This window comes from Cupriavidus sp. FW305-46 (assembly GCF_058787075.1).
Map to the genome: position 1 here is coordinate 1 of NZ_JBYSZI010000052.1, position 17,291 is coordinate 17,291.

A 17,291-nucleotide genomic window follows, 5' to 3' on the forward strand; every position below is an offset into this window, starting at 1 on the left:
GGCCTCTCCCGTGCCCGCCACCCCGGCGCCCACGGCGGCCGAGCCCGAGCGCAGCGGCCCCGACCACCAGCAGTTCGTCGACTGGCTGCGCATGGTGGCGCCGTATATCCATGCCTTCCGCGGCAAGACCTTTGTGATCGCCTTCGCCGGCGAACTGGTCAAGTCGGGCGTGCTCAATGCGCTGGTCAACGACGTCGCCCTGCTGCACGCCATGGGCATGCAGATCGTGCTGGTGCATGGCTCGCGCCCGCAGGTGGAAGAACAGCTGGCGCTGCGCCATGTCGAGTCACAGTTCGTCGATGGCGTGCGCGTCACCGACAACGCCGCGCTCGAATGCGCCAAGGAAGCCGCCGGCGAATTGCGCCTGGACATCGAGGCCGCCTTCAGCCAGGGCCTGCCCAATACGCCGATGGCCGGCGCCCAGCTGTCGGTGATCTCCGGCAACTTCGTGACTGCCCGCCCGGTCGGCATCGTCAATGGCACCGACTACCAGCACACCGGCCTGGTGCGCAAGATCGACGCCGAGTCCGTGCGCATGTCGCTGTCGCACGGCAAGGTGGTGCTGCTGTCGCCGCTGGGCTTCTCGCCCACCGGCCAGGCCTTCAACCTGTCGATGGAAGACGTGGCCAGCGCCACCGCGACGGCGCTCAAGGCCGACAAGCTGATCTTCATCACCGAGGTGCCGGGCGTGCCCGACCCGGTCGGCAAGATGATGCAGGAAATGTCGCTGCGCACGGCGGTGGAGCGCCTGCAGAACAACCACCTGCCGCCGGACGTGGCCAACTACCTGCAGCACCTGGTCAAGGCGCTCAAGGGCGGCGTGCCGCGTGCGCACCTGATCCCCTATTCGCTCGACGGCGCGGTGCTGCTGGAACTGTTCCTGCACGACGGCGTCGGCACCATGCTGTCAGACACCGACCTGGAAAGCCTGCGCGAAGCCACGCTCGACGATGTCGGCGGCATCGTCCAGCTGATCGCCCCGCTGGAGCAGGATGGCACGCTGGTGCCGCGCGGACGCCACCTGATCGAGCGCGATATCTCCAACTTCTCGGTGATCGAGCACGATGGCGTCCTGTTCGGCTGCGCGGCGCTCTACGACTACCCGCGCGAGAACATGGGCGAGATGGCCTGCCTGACGGTATCGCAGGAAGCCCAGGGCACCGGCGACGGCGAGCGCCTGCTCAAGCGCATCGAGCGCCGCGCCCGCGCGCTCGGCCTGGAGAAGCTGTTCGTGCTCACCACCCGGACCGAACACTGGTTCCTGAAGCGCGGTTTCGTCCACGCCAACGTCGACGACCTGCCCGAGGACAAGCGCAAGCTCTACAACTGGCAGCGCAAGTCCATGGTGCTGATGAAAAAGCTCTGAAGCCGTAGGGGCAATCGCCGCAGCGCCGCGGCCCGGTGCCCCGCTTGGCTACAATAGCGCCAGCGCCGAAGCTCTAACGAACATACCAAGGAGTCCCCATGGCCCGCATGGTCCAATGCATCAAGCTGAACAAGGAAGCCGAAGGCCTCGACTTCCCGCCGCTGCCCGGCGAACTGGGCAAGAAGATCTGGCAAAGCGTGTCGAAGGAAGCCTGGGCTGGCTGGCTCAAGCACCAGACCATGCTGATCAACGAAAACCGCCTGAACATGGCCGATGCGCGCGCGCGCCAGTACCTGCTCAAGCAGACCGAGAAGTACTTCTTCGGCGAAGGCGCCGACCAGGCCCAGGGCTACGTGCCGCCGCAGTCCTGAACCGGGACCGGCCAATGACAAAAGGGGTGCCTCAGGCACCCCTTTTTGCTTGGCCGCGGACGGCTTTGCTCAGTAGTCAGTGCGCTGCACGCTGTCGCCGGTGCCCAGCAGCAACACATCCGCGCCGCGCAGCGCGAACAGGCCCACCGTGACCACGCCCGGCACCTGGTTGACGGCCTGTTCCAGGCCGCGCGGATCGTCGATCTTCAGGCCGACCACGTCCAGGATCACATTGCCGTTGTCGGTCTTGTAGATGCCGCCTTCCTTGGCCATGCGCAGGCGCGGCTGGCCACCCAGGGCCTGCAGCTTGCGCGCCACCGCGGCACGTGCCATCGGAATCACCTCGACCGGCAGCGGGAAGGTGCCCATGGTCTGGACCAGCTTGCTGCCGTCGGCGATGCAGACAAAGCGCTTCGCGACCGAAGCCACGATCTTCTCGCGCGTGAGCGCCCCGCCACCGCCCTTGATCATGGCGCCGCTGGCGTCGATCTCGTCGGCGCCGTCGACATACACCGGGATCTCGTCGACTTCGTTCAGGTCCAGCACCTTGAAGCCGTGCTGCTGCAGGCGGCGCGTGGAGGCCTCGGAGCTCGACACCGCACCGGCGAAGCGCTCCTTGAATGCCGCCACGGCGTCAATGAAGAGATTGGCGGTGGAGCCAGTGCCCACGCCGAGCACTGCCCCTTCGGGCACTTCCTGCTTCACGTAGTCGGCGGCAGCTTGCGCGACCAGCGTCTTGAGTTCATCCTGAGTCATGACAACAGCCAGATTGCGTTGGGGGAAACGCGTAGTGTAGCGGATTGCGGCGGCAGGTCACGCGGGCGACGGTACAATGGACCGGACCGGGTGCCGTACGCGCACCCCTGATGCCCGCGACCGATTTTGCAGACGCTCAAGCAGACGACCAAGCGACCATGAACCAGCTCGAACAACTCAGGCAATTCACCACGGTAGTGGCCGATACCGGCGACTTCCAGCTGATGAAGCAGTACACCCCGCAGGACGCGACCACCAATCCGTCGCTGATCCTGAAGGCCGTGCAAAAGCCCGAATACCGGCACCTGCTGGAGAAGGCGGTACAGGACCACCACGGCAACGGCGGCGTCGATGCGGTGATGGACGAAGTGCTGATCGCCTTCGGCTGCGAGATCCTGGCGATCGTGCCGGGCCGCGTCTCGACCGAAGTCGATGCGCGCCTGTCCTTCGACACCGAGGCCAGCGTGGCCAAGGCGCGCCACCTGATCCAGCTGTACGAGCAGCGCGGCATTGCGCGCGAGCGCGTGCTGATCAAGATTGCCTCCACCTGGGAAGGCATCCGCGCGGCCGAGATCCTGCAGCGCGATGGCATCCGCTGCAACATGACGCTGCTGTTCTCGCTGGTGCAGGCGGTGGCGTGCGCCGAGGCCGGCGCGCAGCTGATCTCGCCCTTCGTCGGCCGCATCTTCGACTGGTACAAGAAGCAGGCCGGCGAGCAATGGGACGCGGCCGCCAATGGCGGTGACAACGACCCCGGCGTGCGCTCGGTGCGCCAGATCTACGACTACTACAAGAAGTTCGGCTACCCGACCGAGGTAATGGGCGCCAGCTTCCGCAGCACCGCCCAGATCCTGTCGCTGGCCGGCTGCGACCTGCTGACCATCAGCCCCGAGCTGCTCGAGCAGCTGGCCGCCGGCCAGGGCCCGGTGGCGCACAAGCTGTCGGTGGACCAGGCCCAGGCCGCCAATATCGCCCGCATCGCAGCCGACGAGCCGGCCTTCCGCTGGCAGTTGAATGAGGATGCGATGGCGACCGAGAAGCTGGCCGAAGGCATCCGCCTGTTTGCGGCGGATGCGGTCAAGCTGGAGAAGCTGATCGGCGAGATTGCGAAGTAAGGACGGTCCGGGCGGCAACGCCCGGATCCAGGCTCAGCCGGCCGAGGGTGCCGGCTGCGGCCACAGCAATGGCAGACATGCCCCCGCCGCGGCGGACAGCACGATATCCGCGGTCTGGTCCAGCGCCGACGGCTGCGGATTGACCACGATCACCGGCGCGCCATGCTCGCGCGCCAGGCCCGGCAGCCCCGCCGCCGGATAGACCAGCCCCGAGGTGCCGACCACCAGGCACAGGTCGCAGTTCTGCGCCGCATGCTCGGCGCGGTAGCGCGCCACGCGCGGCAGGTCCTCACCGAACCACACCACGCCCGGACGCATCAGCGCGCCGCACAGGTTGCAGCGCGGCGGCATGCCGGGCAGCGCGGTCGCCTCGTTGCAGCGTCCGCACCCGTCCAGCCATTTGTTGGCGAACAGGTTCCCATGCAGTTCGATCACGCCTGCGCTGCCGGCGCGCTGGTGCAGGCCGTCCACATTCTGCGTGACCAGCGTGAACGGTTTCTGCGCTGCCAGCGCGACCAGCGCATGGTGCGCCGGGTTGGGATGCACGGCTGCGACCAGCTCGCGCCGGTGCAGGTACCACTCCCAGACCAGCGCCGGCTGGCGGCGGTAGGCGTCCTCGCTGGCCAGCTCTTCCGGGTCGAACTGTTCCCACAGCCCCGTCATCGCGTCGCGGAAGGTCGGCACGCCGGATTCGGCGGAAATGCCGGCGCCGGTCAGCACGAAGATGTTGCCGGCGGCCGCGATCAGCCGGCGTGTTTCCTCAAGCCCCGGCATGTCAAGGAGACCGGAATCAGCGGCCATGGACTTATCGCGGCAGGCGCCGCTGACGCACGGCTTCGTACAGGCATACGCCGCTGGCGACCGAGACGTTCAGGCTTTCCACGCCACCCGCCATCGGGATGCCGACCAGCTCGTCGCAGGTCTCGCGCGTCAGGCGGCGCATGCCCTCGCCTTCGGCGCCCATCACGATCGCGGTCGGGCCCTTGAAGTCGATGTCATACAGCGACTTTTCGGTGCCGTCGGCGGTGCCGATGACCCAGATGCCGCGTTCCTGCAGCTCACGCAGGGTGCGGGCCAGGTTGGTGACGGTGATATAGGGCACGGTCTCGGCGGCGCCGCTGGCGACCTTGGCCACGGTGGCATTGAGGCCGACGCTGCGGTCCTTGGGGGCGATCACGGCATGCGCGCCGGCGCCGTCGGCCACGCGCAGGCAGGCACCCAGGTTGTGGGGGTCGGTGACGCCGTCCAGCACCAGCAGCAGCGGCGTGCCTTCGATGCCGTCGAGCAGTTCATCCAGGTTCAGCGCCAGCGCCACGTCTTCGGCACGTGCCACCACGCCCTGGTGGCGGTCGGTGCCGGCCATGCCGCGCAGGCGCTCGGCATCGACCGGATGCAGGCGCACGCCCAGGCTTTCGGCCAGGCGCACGAAGTCCTGCATGCGCCGGTCGCGGCGCGCGGATTCGATATAGACATCGGTCACGCCCTTGGCATCTTGGCGCAGGCGTGCGGTGACGGCGTGAAAGCCGATCAGGAGTTTGTTTTTAGCCATGGCGCGATTGTACTCGCCCTCACGCCCCCGGCAGCCGGCCGGGGGCGCGAGTCGGCGGCATGGCGGCCGCCGCAGGCTTCAGCGCTTGCGCGGGGTGCGCGGGCTCTTGGCCGGCGTCTTGCCCGCCGGCTTGGCCTGGTGCGACTTGGAGGCCGGCTTGCGCGGCTTCTCCAGGTGCGAGGGCTTGGGCTTGGCCGCGCGCTTGGCCGGCTTGCCGCCGGTCTTCACGTGCGGCCTGAGCGGCGTGATCACCGCCTCGAACACCGGCTGCTCCTCGATCACGCGGTCCAGCGTCTCGTCGAACGACTCTTCCGGCTTGGACGAGCCGCCCAGCAGCGCCGCCAGCTGGCGGCCCTTCTTGCGCGCCGGCACCGCATGGGCGGCGGGCACCCGCGGCTGGGTCTCGGTGCCCCCCGCGCGGGCGCGCAGGGTTTTCGCCGACGGCTCCTGCACCAGGCGGAAGTCGATCTTGCGCGCATCCAGGTCCACGCGCGACACCTGCACGCGCACGCGGTCGGTCAGGCGGTAGCGGATGCCGGTGCGCTCGCCGCGCAGTTCGTTGCGGGCCTCGTCGTACTGGAAGTAGTCGCTGCCCAGCTCGGTCACGTGGACCAGGCCTTCCACGTACAGCTCGTCGAGCTGCACGAAGATGCCGAACGAGGTCACGGCGCTGACGGTGCCGGCGTAGTCGCTGCCCAGCTTGTCGCGCATGAAGTAGCACTTGAGCCAGGCCTCGACATCGCGCGAAGCCTCGTCCGCGCGGCGCTCATTGGCCGAGCAGTGCAGGCCGAGCTCGTCCCAGATGGCCTCGTTGCGCCTGGCGCGCGCCGCGGTCAGTTCCGCCTTCTGCTCGGCGTCCTTGGCCTGCAGCCGGCGCGCCTTGGGCGAGATCGCGGTATTCAGCTCGGTCCCGTGCGCAAACGCCGGCTGGTACTTGGTATGTGCCAGCACCGCCTTGATCGCGCGGTGCACCAGCAAGTCGGGGTAGCGGCGGATCGGGCTGGTGAAGTGCGCGTAGGCCTCGTACGACAGGCCGAAGTGGCCGATATTGTCCGGGCTGTACACCGCCTGCTGCATCGAGCGCAGCAGCATGGTCTGCAGCATCGGCGCGTCGGGACGGGACTTGATCTTGTCCATCACCTCGGCGTAGTCCGATGCCTGCGGCTTGTCGCCCCCGCCCAGCGACAGGCCGGCGGTGCGCAGGAAGTCGCGCAGGTTCTTCAGCTTCTCTTCGCTGGGGCCCGCGTGGATGCGGTACAGCGCCGGGTGCTTGAAGCGTTCGAGGAAGTCGGCCGCGCAGACGTTGGCGGTCAGCATGCACTCCTCGATCAGCCGGTGCGCATCGTTGCGCGTGCGCGGCAGGATCTGCTCGATCTTGCCCTGCGCGTTGCAGACGATATAGGTCTCGGTGGTGTCGAAGTCGATCGCGCCGCGCGCGCGCCGTGCCTTGAGCAGGACCTGGAACAGCTCATACAGGTTCTGCAGGTGCGGCACCAGCTCGCCGCGCTTGTGCGCCTCGGGGCCCTTGGTGTTGGACAGCACCGACCAGACCTCGTTGTAGGTCAGGCGCGCGGTCGAATGCATCACGGCCGGGTAGAACTGGTAGCCCTTGAGCTCGCCCTTGGCGGTGATCACGGCATCGCACACCATGCACAGCCGGTCCACGTGCGGATTGAGCGAGCACAACCCGTTGGACAGCTTCTCCGGCAGCATCGGGATCACGCGGCGCGGGAAGTAGACCGAAGTGGCCCGGTCCAGGGCATCCGCATCCAGCGGCGTGCCGGGGCGCACATAGTGCGACACGTCGGCGATCGCCACGATCAGGCGCCAGCCCTTGGCGCGGCCGATCTTGACCGGCTCGCAATAGACCGCGTCGTCGAAGTCGCGTGCGTCTTCGCCGTCGATGGTCACCAGCGGGATGTCGCGCAGGTCGATGCGGTGGTCCAGGTCGGCCTGGCGCACCTCGTCGGGCAGCGCGGAGGCTTCCTGGGCTGCGGCCGGAGAGAACGCATGCGGCACGCCGTACTTGCGCACGGCGATCTCGATCTCCATGCCGGGATCGTCGATTTCGCCCAGCACCTCCACCACGCGGCCCACCGGCTGCACGTAGCGGTCGGGGAATTCGATCAGCTCGACGCTGACCACCTGCCCCACCCGTGCCTTGCCCTGCGCCTTGGGCGGGATCAGGATGTCCTGGCTGATGCGCTTGTCTTCAGGCGCCACCACCAGCACGCCGCCTTCACTGAGCAGACGGCCGATGACAAAACGGTTGGCGCGCTCGATGATCTCGACGATCTGCCCTTCGGGGCGCCCGCGCCGGTCGTAGCCCACCACGCGCACCTGCGCGCGGTCGTTGTGCATGGCCTTCTGCAGCTCGCGCTCGGGCAAGAAGATGTCGTCTTCACCGTCGTCGCGGATCAGGAAGCCGAAGCCGTCGCGGTGGCCCTGCACCCGGCCGGTGACGAAGTTCGGCTGATGGGCCAGCTCATAGCGGCCCTTGCGGTTCAGCTCGATCTGGCCGTCGCGCTCCATGGCCGCCAGGCGCTTCTGGAAACCGTCATGCTCTTTGCGCGTGACGGAGAGGGCCTTGGCAATATCGCCGGCCGACTGGGGGGATCCCGACGTTCTCAGCACGCCCAGGATTTCTTCCCGGCTGGGGATCGGATAGTTGTTCTGATTCAATTTTTTCTGGAAACTATTTGACAAAATTCTCGCGCTCTCTATAATGAGCGCTTCGGTTGTTTCGACACCTGCCCAGGTGGCGGAATTGGTAGACGCACTAGGTTCAGGTCCTAGCGGTGGCAACACTGTGGAGGTTCGAGTCCTCTCCTGGGCACCAAGTTACCGGAAAACCCGCAGCGCTTTCGAGCCCTGCGGGTTTTTTGTTTTTGACGCCTGTTTCGCGCATCAGATCCGGCAACTTGCACTCCTTGCTTGGCGGCCATGCCGCGATGTCATACCTGCGAGCGTACGGGTTTTTTCCCGTCCGTGAAACCGCGCACCGTACCCCGCGCGGCAGCCGAACCACAACGGTACGGCAATGTCGAGGAGTGTAACAGCTTCAGTGGCGATTCCGGCATTCCACCGGCCATTGGCTGCCACTTCGGCGTATTACCTCCTTCCCTCCCGGTACTCCGCCCTCCTTGCGCTCCTGTCCGTGCTTGACATGCCCGACCATGTGTAACTATCATGGTTTCACATTGCACCTGACATCCCGAGCACAAGCGTTGAGCACAAGCAGCCGGTTCGCCGTGGCGGTCCACATCCTTACCCTGCTCGCCGGTTCGGCCGAGCCGGTGCCCTCGTCGCTGATCGCCGGCAGCGTGGGCACCAACCCGGCGCTGATCCGGCGGCTGATCGGTCAACTGGCTGAAGCCGGCCTGGTGGCGACCACCATGGGCAGCACCGGCGGCGCCACGCTGGCGCGCCCGGCTGCGTCAATCACGCTGCTCGACGTGTTCCGCGTGGTGGAAACCACCGCGCTGATCACGCTGCACCAGAGCGCGCCCAACCCGGCCTGCCCGGTCGGGCGCGAGATCACCGGTGCGCTGCGCAAGGTCGCGGACCGTGCGCAGGCGGCCATGGACGATACCCTTGCCGGCATCACCATCGCCAGCATGCTCGCCGATGTCGAAGGCAACAGCCAGCGCCGCAAGCGCTGAATTTTTTTGCCCCGATATGTAACCACAATGGTTTCATATCAACCTGACCGAAAGAAGGAGTGACCATGAAGATCGCAATCATCGGCGCCACCGGCCGTGTTGGCACGCGCCTGACCGACGAAGCCCTGCGCCGCGGCCACCAGGTGACCGCCATTGCGCGCCAGGCCAGCAAACTGCCCGCACGCGACGGCGTGACCACCGCGGACGTGGACGGCGCCGACGTCGCCGCACTGGCTGCCGCCCTGGCCGGCAACGACGTGGTCATCAGCAGCGCGCGCTTTGCGCAGCTGAACGCGCAGCAGGTGACCTCGGCCGTGCGCCAGGCTGGCGTGCCGCGCCTGCTGGTGGTGGGTGGTGCCGGCAGCCTCTATGTCGCGCCGGGGGTGCAATTGGTCGACACCCCGAACTTCCCCGATGCCTACAAGCCCGAAGCCCTCGCAGGCCGCGACTTCCTCAACGCGCTGCGTAGCGAACAGCAGATCGACTGGACCTTCCTGTCGCCGTCGGCACTGTTCGAGCCGGGCGAGCGTACCGGCAAGTTCCGCGTTGGCGAGGAAAACCTGCTGAGCGACGCAGCAGGCAAGAGCTGGATCTCGATGGAAGACTATGCCATCGCGATGCTCGATGAGATCGAAAAGCCGGCGCATTCGCGCCAGCGTTTCACGGTCGGCTATTAAGCCGGCCGCCGGGGGCCGCCCGTAGCGACAGGCCCCGGCACAAGCGCATCAGGCCTGCGCGGCGTCGTCCTGGCTGGCGCGCTTGCCGCGCTTGAGCCAGGCGGCCAGGTTGTGCGGGCGCAGCGTGTCGTACTCTTCGAACGGCTGGTGGATCCACGGGTTCGACGGCAGGAAGGTCACGTGGTAGTCCGGCTCGACCTTCGAGCACGCCTTGTACCACAGCACGGCCGAACGCACCTCGGTTACGGCCGGATAGCGTTCCTTCAGGTGGCGGCCCACGCGTTCCAGCGTGATGCCAGAATCCACCAGGTCGTCGACCAGCAGCACCCTGCCCGTCAGTTCGCCGCGGGTCATGGTGATGTACTGCGCGATGTCCAGGTTGCCCTGCTGCGTGCCCGCGGCCTCGCGGTAGCTGCTGGTGGCCAGGATGGCCAGCGGCACGTCGAAGATGCGCGACATCTGGTCGCCCACGCGCAGCCCGCCGCGCGCCAGGCACAGGATCTTGTCGAACTTCCAGCCCGACTCATGCACGTTCAGCGACAGGCGTGCGATCAGGCGATGGTATTCGTCCCAGGAGACCCACAGGTTCTCGTCATCGTTCGTTGGCAGGTTCATCGTTTTACTCTTTGTATCGTCGGGTCGGTTGACCGATATGGCTCGGCCCGCTTGCGCGGGCCGATTTATTTCTGGCGGGCCGCAGCGCTCGTGGCGCCGCAGCCTGGTGGTGGGCTGCTGCCGGGTCAGGCCTTGTACGGATGACGCAGCAGGATGGTCTCGTCGCGGTCCGGGCCGGTCGAGATCATGTCGATCGGAATCCCGACCACTTCTTCCACGCGCTTCAGGTAGACGCGGGCCTGCTCGGGCAGCGCGTCCCACGTCTTCACGCCGAAGGTCGACTCGTTCCAGCCGGGGAATTCCTCGTAGACCGGCACGCAGCGAGCCACGGCATCAGAGCCGCGCGGCAGGATGTCGACGGTCTTGCCGTCGAGCTCGTAGCCCACGCACAGCTTGATGGTTTCCAGGCCATCGAGCACGTCCAGCTTGGTCATGCACAGGCCCGACACGCCGTTGATCTGCACCGAGCGCTTGAGCGCGGCGGCATCCAGCCAGCCGGTGCGGCGCGGACGGCCGGTGACCGAACCGAATTCCTTGCCGACGTTGGCCAGGCGCACGCCGACCGGGTCCTGGCGCGACGGGTTGTCGTTGTCGTACAGCTCGCTCGGGAACGGGCCCGCGCCCACGCGCGTGCAGTAGGCCTTGGTGATGCCCAGGATGTAGTTCAGGCGGCCCGGGCCGACGCCGGCGCCCGCTGCGGCAGCACCGGCCACGCAGTTGCTCGAGGTCACGAACGGATAGGTGCCGTGGTCCACGTCCAGCAGCGTGCCTTGCGCGCCTTCGAACATCAGGTTGCCGCCGGCGGCATTGACCGCATACAGCTCGGCCGACACGTCGGCCACCATCGGCGCCAGGCGCGGCGCGTAGGCCAACGCTTCGTCCAGGGTCTGCTGGAAGTCCACGGCTTCGGCGCCCAGGTACTGGGTCAGCATGAAGTTGTGATAGTCTAGGTTCTCGCGCAGGCGTTCGGCGAACTGCTGCGGATCGAACAGGTCCTGCACGCGCAGCGCGCGGCGGGCCACCTTGTCTTCATAGGCCGGGCCGATGCCGCGGCCGGTGGTGCCGATCTTGGCGGCGCCACGACGCGCTTCGCGCGCCTTGTCGATGGCAACGTGGTACGGCAGGATCAGCGTGGCGGCCTCGGAAATGCGCAGGCGGCTCTGCACCTGCAGGCCGGCGCCTTCGAGTTCTTCGATTTCACGGAACAAAGCTTCGGGCGACAGCACCACACCGTTGCCGATGTAGCAGACCGTGCCGTCACGCATGATCCCGGACGGGATCAGGCGGAGAATGGTCTTCTTGCCACCGATGATCAGCGTGTGGCCAGCGTTGTGGCCACCCTGGAACCGCACCACGCCCTTTGCCTGGTCGGTAAGCCAATCGACGATTTTTCCTTTGCCTTCGTCACCCCATTGGGTGCCGATCACGACGACATTGCGTCCCTGGCCTACTGCGGATGCGGACATATTGCTTTGGTCAATAGGTTAAAAACGTATTCTACTCTTGTTGCCGGGCGATTCTCGATTTTTGGGCACGCCCGGCGCCCAAGCGTCAGCGCGGCACCACGGCCCAGCCGGCATCCTGGCGCACCAGCTGCCGGTCGCAGTTGAATTCATCGAGCTCGTGGGTATGGCCGGGCAGCGACTGGATCACGATCTCGCCGGCCGCGCGCAGCGCGGAAATCGCGGCCCGGAGTGCCGGATCCGCATCCCAGGGCGCAAAAATCGCCTGGGCGCGCACTTCCACAGGCGACAGCGCAGCCACTTCTCGCAGATCCAGCGAGAATCCCGTGGCCGGGCGCGCCCGGCCGAAGGCTTCGCCCACCTTGTCGTAACGGCCGCCACGCGCCACGTAATTGGGCAGGCCGGCAACATAGGCCGCGAACATCACGCCACTGTGATAGTGGTAACCGCGCAAATCCGACAGGTCGATATTCACGCTGGCACCGCGCACCTGCACCGCCAGTGCCGCCAGTTCATCCAGCGCGCGGCCGATGGCCGGGCTGGCCGGCAGCGTCGCGCGCGCGCGCTCGATCACGTCCACGCCGCCGTACAGCGTCGGCAGCGCCAGCAGCGCATCGCGCTCGGTCTGCGGCATGCCCACGGTCAGTTCGCGCAGGGCCGGCACATCCTTGGTTTCCAGCGCGGCAAAGAGCGCGTCCTCGATCTTGCGGATCGACGGTAGGCCCGCCAGCAGCGCTTCCAGAATGCCGGCATGGCACATGTCGATGCGGACATCGGACAGCCCCGCCGCCTGCAGCGCGGCCAGCATCAGGTCCTGGATCTCGACGTCGGCTTCCAGGCCGGCATGGCCATAGATCTCGGCGCCGATCTGGATCGGCTCGCGCGTGGCGTGGAAGCCCGCCGGGCGCGCATGCAGCACGTTGCCCGCGTAGCACAGGCGGGTCACGCCCGGGCGGTTCAGCAGGTGCGCGTCGATGCGCGCCACCTGCGGCGTGATATCGGCACGCAGGCCCATGGTGCGGCCCGACAACTGGTCCACCAGCTTGAGCGTGCGCAGGTCCAGGTCATGGCCGGTGCCGGTCAGCAGCGACTCCAGGTATTCCAGCATCGGCGGCATCACCAGCTCATAGCCGTAGGTGCGGAACAGGTCCAGCATGCGGCGGCGCAGTTCTTCGATCTTGCGCGCTTCCGACGGCAGCACGTCGGCAATGTTTTCTGGCAGCAGCCAATGGTTGGACATAGTGAATCTCTTCTCAGTCAATCTCTTCTCAGTCATTCTGACCACCTCGCGAGGCAATGCCCCCAAGGCACCGGTCCTTGACCAGAAACGTCATCGCAGGCGCCACGCGCCCGCGCCATCACTCGGCGAGGATGGCTCCAGCCGGACAAAACCCCGGCATGCCGGGGTTTCGTCAATTCGCCACACGGACAAGCGACGGTGCTAGCGCTTGCCTCCGGATCCGCCCGAGGCGGCCGCGGCGGCACCGCCGCTGGAACGCATGTAGCGGAAGAACTCGGAGTTGGGCTCAAGCACCAGCACGTCGCGCTTGTCGCGGAAGGTGTTGCGGTAAGCCTCCATGCTGCGCCAGAACTGCGCGAACTGCGGATCGCGGCCAAACGCGTCGGCATAGATCTGCGAGGCCTTGGCATCGCCCTGGCCCTTGATCACCTGGGCGTCGCGGTAAGCCTCGGCCAGCACCACTTCGCGCTGGCGGTCGGCATCGGCGCGGATCTTTTCGCCCTCGGCGGCGCCGGTGGAGCGCAGCTCGTTGGCCACGCGCTTGCGCTCGGCCTCCATGCGGCGGTACACCGATTCGCTGATCGCGGGCAGCAGGTCAACGCGCTTGAGGCGCACGTCCAGGATCTCGACGCCGACCGACTTGGCATATTCAGCCATGCCGTTGCGGATGGCCTGCATCACCTGCTCGCGCTCGCCGGCGACCACGTCGGCCACGGTGCGCTTGCCGAACTCCTCGCGCGCCACCGAGTCGATGCGCTGGGTCATGCGGTCCTGCGCGCCGCGCAGGTTGCCGCCGAAGGCGACGAAGAACTTGCGCGGATCGGTGATGCGCCACTTGACGAACCAGTCCACCACCATGCTCTTCTTCTCGGCGGTCAGGAAACGCTCGTTGGCGGCGACGTCGATGGTCTGCAGGCGGCGGTCCATGAACACCACGTTCTGGAACGGCGGCGGCAGCTTGAAGTGCAGGCCGGGCTCGCGCACCACCTGCTTGATCTGGCCGAAGGCGAACACCACGGCGTACTGGCGCTGGTCGACCACGAACAGCATGGACGAAACCACGGCCAGCAGGATGAAAAAGCCAATCGCGAAGGAAATCAGTCGGTTCATGACGGTCTCCTCAGCGCGAGTCGCGGTCGCGGTTGCGCAGCGCTTCGCGCGAACGGGCGTCCGTCGATGCATCCGGCGCGGACGCCGGCGGGCTGGCCGCACCCGGTTGGCCCGGCTGCGGCGCAGCGCGGCCGTCGGCCTGTGCCATCAGCTTGTCCAGCGGCAGGTAGAGAAGATTGTTGCCCTGGCGCGCGTCCACCAGCACCTTGGTCGAATTGGTGTAGATCTGCTGCATGGTTTCCAGATAGATGCGGTCGCGCGTCACCTGCGGCGCCTTGGCGTATTCGGTCTGCACCGAACGGAAGCGCGAGGCATCGCCCTCGGCCTGCGCCACCACGCGCGAGCGGTAGGCTTCGGACTCTTCCTTCAGGCGCGCCGCGGTACCCTTGGCGCGCGGGAGGATGTCATTGGCATAGGCCTGGCCTTCGCTGATCGCGCGCTCGCGGTCCTGGCTGGCCTTGTTGACGTCGTCGAACGCGGCCTGCACCTGCTCGGGCGGCTGCACGCTCTGCACGTTCACGGACAGCACGCGGATGCCGGTCTTGTACGCCGTCAGGATGGCCTGGATCGACTTGGCCAGTTGCTGCGCGATCTGTTCGCGGCTCTCGTACAGCACCGCGTCCATCTTGTTGCGGCCGACGATCTCGCGCACCGAGGTCTCGGCGGCCTGCGTCACCAGCTCTTCATCGCCACCGCGGTCGGTCTTGTTGAAGAACAGGAATTCGCCGGCGTCCTGGATCACGTACTGCACCGTAAAGCGCACGTCGATGATGTTCTCGTCCTGCGTCAGCATCGACGAGTCCTTCAGGTTGCTGTCCTTGATCGAGGTGGAGCGCCCCACCTCGACCGAACGCACGGCCGACAGGTTGACGATCTCGGCCGACTGGACCGGCCAGGGCATGCGCCAGTTGATGCCGGGGCCAGTGGAGTACTTGAACTTGCCGAACTGCAGGATCACCGCGGTCTGGCCTTCCTGAACCATGAAGAAGCCGCTGGCCAGCCAGATGCCGACCACGGCCGCCACGATCACGCCAGCGCCCACCCCCGAGCCCTTGCCCGGCGTGCGCGGACCGCCAAAGCCCTGGTTGTTGCCGCCGCCGTTGTCCTTGCGGCCGAGCAGGCCGTTCAGGCGGCGGTTGAAGTCGCGCCACAGTTCGTCCAGGTCGGGCGGGCCGCCATCCTGCTGCGGGCGCTGGTTCTGCTGGCGGTTGTCGTCGCGACCGTCCTTCTTGTCGTCGTCGTCCTGACCGTTGCGACCCCAGCGCGGATCGTTCAGCGAGAAGATGGCGCGCAGGCGCTGCCAGCCCGCGCGCAGCGCGAAGCGGCCGCCTGGTGTCAGGCTCGAATCAGCATTCCGGGGAAACTGGGGCATGAAGTGCACGGGTCCGGGGAAGTTTGTAACAGGGGGATTCTAGCAGTCATCCGAGCCACTTTTGGCCAATTCGCGCAATCCCGGCAGCAATCGCACCGGGATTGGGCAGAACGGCCGGAGCACTGGCGGCGAACTGACGGCAACTTGACAGGCTACAGCCTGCCCGAATCCCCCGCGTCGGCGTCGTCGCTGCCGTCAGCCACGCCGCCCTCATCTGCACTGCCATCATCGCCGGCATCGGCGTACTGGGGCACGTCGACGAGGCGCGGGTCATAGGGTTGCGGCTCGGGCGGGCGGCTGGCCAGCCATTGCGCCACCTCGACCACGGCCTCGCGCAGCGTATCCAGGCCCATGCCCTCGCGCGCGCTCAGGAACACGCGGGTGGGGATGCCGTCCTCGTCGCGCTCCAGGCGCGGGCCCTGCTCCAACAGCTCGGGCGCGGCATCGATCTTGTTCATCACCACGATCTGCGGGATGTCCAGCGCGTTGATTTCCGCCAGCACGCGGTTGACCTGCTCGATCTGCTCGTGGCGCACCGGGCTCGATGCATCCACCACATGCAGCAGCAGGTCGGCATGCACGGTCTCGTCCAGCGTGGCGCGGAACGCCGCCACCAGTTGCGTGGGCAGGTCGCGGATAAAGCCGACCGTGTCGGACAGCACCACGTTGCCCAGCCCGTCCAGGAACAGCCGGCGCGAGGTGGTGTCGAGCGTGGCGAACAGCTGGTCGGCCGCATAGGCGCCAGCCTTGGTCAGCGCATTGAACAGCGTCGACTTGCCCGCGTTGGTATAGCCCACCAGCGAAATGCTGAGCGTGTCATTGCGCGCGCGCGCGCGCCGCTGCGTGCTGTGCTGGCGCTGCAGCCGCGACAGATCGGACTTGAGCCGCTTGGCGCGCTCGTCCAGCATGCGCCGGTCCAGCTCGAGCTGGCGCTCGCCGGGGCCGCCGCGCATGCCAATGCCGCCCTTCTGCCGCTCCAGGTGGCTCCACGCGCGGACCAGCCGCGACGCGCGGTACTGGACCTGCGCCAGCTCCACCTGCACCTTGCCCACGTGGCTCTGCGCGCGCTGCCCGAAGATGTCCAGGATCAGGCCGGTGCGGTCGATCACGTGGCGGTTCAGGAAGCGTTCCAGGTTGCGCTGCTGTGCCGGGCTCAGGGCGTGGTTGAACACGACCACGTCGGCATCCAAGGCGTCGGCGGCCTCCTTCAGCTCCTCGGCCTTGCCCGAGCCGATGAACAGCGCCGGATCCGGCCGCGAGCGGCGGCCCGTCAACGTATGCACCGGCAGAGAGCCAGCGGTAGAGGTCAGCAGCGCCAGTTCGCTGAGGCTTTCCTGGAAATCATGCTTGCCGAAGTCGACGCCGACCAGAATGGCGCGCGAAGGGGCGGTATTGGAAGTGGCTCTGGGGTCCAAGGGAGGGCGCGTAAGCGCAGGGAAAAACGGGTTCAGGGGGAAGGCGGGCGGATGTCGGACACTGTCCCGGCCCCTGCCGGGACAGGCCGCCGCATGATGCGGAACGTGGCGGCAGCGGTGGCGGCATTGGCAACCGCCGGGCCGCGCGGCACCGGGCGCGATGGCGCACCGGCGCCGGGCATCAGTGCGGCGCCGCGGGGCGCCCGCACGATGCCCGCAAGGAGATCAGGCCTCGGCGGCGTCATCCACGCGGAAATTGACCGCGCGCGCAGGAACGACAGTGGAAATCGCATGCTTGTAGACCATCTGCGTCACGGTGTTGCGCAGCAGGACGACATACTGGTCGAACGATTCGATATTGCCTTGCAGCTTGATGCCATTGACGAGGTAGATGGAAACCGGCACGTGCTCTTTGCGCAGCGCGTTCAGGAACGGGTCTTGTAGCAGTTGCCCTTTGTTGCTCATGGCACACTCCAAATTTATAGGTTTAGTGGTGAATGATGGGGATGGAAATCCCCGGTTCAAGTCAGTCGGCGCAAAAACGCGCCAGAAAAAAGATCAAAAACGGTACCAAGTCGGC

At 66.9% G+C, this 17,291-nt stretch carries 16 protein-coding genes and 1 tRNA gene; 6 read left to right on the plus strand and 11 right to left on the minus strand.

From position 1 onward, the window contains the following. Window positions 1-1,366: amino-acid N-acetyltransferase (argA, locus tag AC3WON_RS22975; protein WP_492352817.1), on the plus strand; the 1,366-nt coding region annotated here is incomplete at its 5' end. Window positions 1,367-1,464: 98 nt separating this feature from the next. Further along, window positions 1,465-1,737: an oxidative damage protection protein gene (locus tag AC3WON_RS22980; RefSeq protein WP_010809445.1), complete on the plus strand. Its 273-nt coding sequence runs from the start codon at window positions 1,465-1,467 to the stop codon at window positions 1,735-1,737. 69 nt (window positions 1,738-1,806) lie between these two features. Here the strand turns inward: AC3WON_RS22980 and rpiA are convergent, their stop codons facing one another. Next, window positions 1,807-2,493: a ribose-5-phosphate isomerase RpiA gene (gene rpiA, locus AC3WON_RS22985; protein WP_492352818.1), complete on the minus strand. Its 687-nt coding sequence runs from the start codon at window positions 2,491-2,493 to the stop codon at window positions 1,807-1,809. 158 nt (window positions 2,494-2,651) lie between these two features. Here rpiA and tal point away from each other — a divergent pair, with 158 nt between their 5' ends. Next, the gene (tal, locus tag AC3WON_RS22990) at window positions 2,652-3,608 is read left to right on the plus strand and encodes a transaldolase (protein WP_492319893.1); all 957 of its coding nucleotides are present in this window, start codon (window positions 2,652-2,654) and stop codon (window positions 3,606-3,608) included. A 33-nt stretch (window positions 3,609-3,641) separates the two neighbouring features. On the opposite strand, the gene AC3WON_RS22995 is transcribed toward tal, so the two are convergent. From AC3WON_RS22995 to rnr, 3 genes are all read right to left on the minus strand, one after another. Next, window positions 3,642-4,382: an SIR2 family NAD-dependent protein deacylase gene (locus AC3WON_RS22995; RefSeq protein ID WP_492352825.1), complete on the minus strand. Its 741-nt coding sequence runs from the start codon at window positions 4,380-4,382 to the stop codon at window positions 3,642-3,644. A gap of 31 nt (window positions 4,383-4,413) precedes the next feature. Further along, a complete protein-coding gene (gene rlmB, locus AC3WON_RS23000; protein ID WP_010809441.1) occupies window positions 4,414-5,157 on the minus strand; it encodes a 23S rRNA (guanosine(2251)-2'-O)-methyltransferase RlmB in 744 nt (247 codons plus the stop codon). Window positions 5,158-5,235: 78 nt separating this feature from the next. After that, a complete protein-coding gene (gene rnr / locus AC3WON_RS23005) occupies window positions 5,236-7,839 on the minus strand; it encodes a ribonuclease R (RefSeq protein WP_492319891.1) in 2,604 nt (867 codons plus the stop codon). Between the two features lie 70 nt (window positions 7,840-7,909). On the opposite strand from rnr, the gene AC3WON_RS23010 reads away from it, so the two are divergent. The 3 genes from AC3WON_RS23010 to AC3WON_RS23020 all read left to right on the plus strand — a co-directional run bounded on the left by AC3WON_RS23010 (window position 7,910) and on the right by AC3WON_RS23020 (window position 9,496). Further along, window positions 7,910-7,996: transfer RNA gene (locus tag AC3WON_RS23010), tRNA-Leu, on the plus strand. A gap of 388 nt (window positions 7,997-8,384) precedes the next feature. Next, the gene (locus AC3WON_RS23015; protein WP_492319890.1) at window positions 8,385-8,819 is read left to right on the plus strand and encodes an Rrf2 family transcriptional regulator; all 435 of its coding nucleotides are present in this window, start codon (window positions 8,385-8,387) and stop codon (window positions 8,817-8,819) included. Between the two features lie 65 nt (window positions 8,820-8,884). Beyond that, on the plus strand, window positions 8,885-9,496 hold the full coding sequence (locus tag AC3WON_RS23020) for an NAD(P)-dependent oxidoreductase (RefSeq protein ID WP_492319889.1): 612 nt from the start codon (window positions 8,885-8,887) through the stop codon (window positions 9,494-9,496). A 48-nt stretch (window positions 9,497-9,544) separates the two neighbouring features. On the opposite strand, the gene AC3WON_RS23025 is transcribed toward AC3WON_RS23020, so the two are convergent. The 7 genes from AC3WON_RS23025 to hfq all read right to left on the minus strand — a co-directional run bounded on the left by AC3WON_RS23025 (window position 9,545) and on the right by hfq (window position 17,176). Further along, the gene (locus AC3WON_RS23025) at window positions 9,545-10,111 is read right to left on the minus strand and encodes a phosphoribosyltransferase (protein ID WP_492319888.1); all 567 of its coding nucleotides are present in this window, start codon (window positions 10,109-10,111) and stop codon (window positions 9,545-9,547) included. A 125-nt stretch (window positions 10,112-10,236) separates the two neighbouring features. Beyond that, window positions 10,237-11,577, minus strand: a complete 1,341-nt coding sequence (locus AC3WON_RS23030; RefSeq protein WP_492319887.1) for an adenylosuccinate synthase — start codon at window positions 11,575-11,577, stop codon at window positions 10,237-10,239. Window positions 11,578-11,662: 85 nt separating this feature from the next. Beyond that, complete coding sequence (locus tag AC3WON_RS23035) at window positions 11,663-12,814, minus strand: ATP phosphoribosyltransferase regulatory subunit (protein WP_492319886.1); 1,152 nt, start codon at window positions 12,812-12,814, stop codon at window positions 11,663-11,665. A 201-nt stretch (window positions 12,815-13,015) separates the two neighbouring features. After that, on the minus strand, window positions 13,016-13,924 hold the full coding sequence (gene hflC / locus AC3WON_RS23040) for a protease modulator HflC (RefSeq protein ID WP_010809434.1): 909 nt from the start codon (window positions 13,922-13,924) through the stop codon (window positions 13,016-13,018). A 10-nt stretch (window positions 13,925-13,934) separates the two neighbouring features. Further along, window positions 13,935-15,296, minus strand: coding sequence for an FtsH protease activity modulator HflK (hflK, locus tag AC3WON_RS23045; protein ID WP_010809433.1), 1,362 nt, complete (start codon window positions 15,294-15,296; stop codon window positions 13,935-13,937). Between the two features lie 152 nt (window positions 15,297-15,448). Next, window positions 15,449-16,711, minus strand: coding sequence for a GTPase HflX (hflX, locus tag AC3WON_RS23050; protein ID WP_492352819.1), 1,263 nt, complete (start codon window positions 16,709-16,711; stop codon window positions 15,449-15,451). Window positions 16,712-16,936: 225 nt separating this feature from the next. Then, the gene (hfq, locus tag AC3WON_RS23055; RefSeq protein ID WP_010809431.1) at window positions 16,937-17,176 is read right to left on the minus strand and encodes an RNA chaperone Hfq; all 240 of its coding nucleotides are present in this window, start codon (window positions 17,174-17,176) and stop codon (window positions 16,937-16,939) included. Window positions 17,177-17,291: the final 115 nt, after the last annotated feature.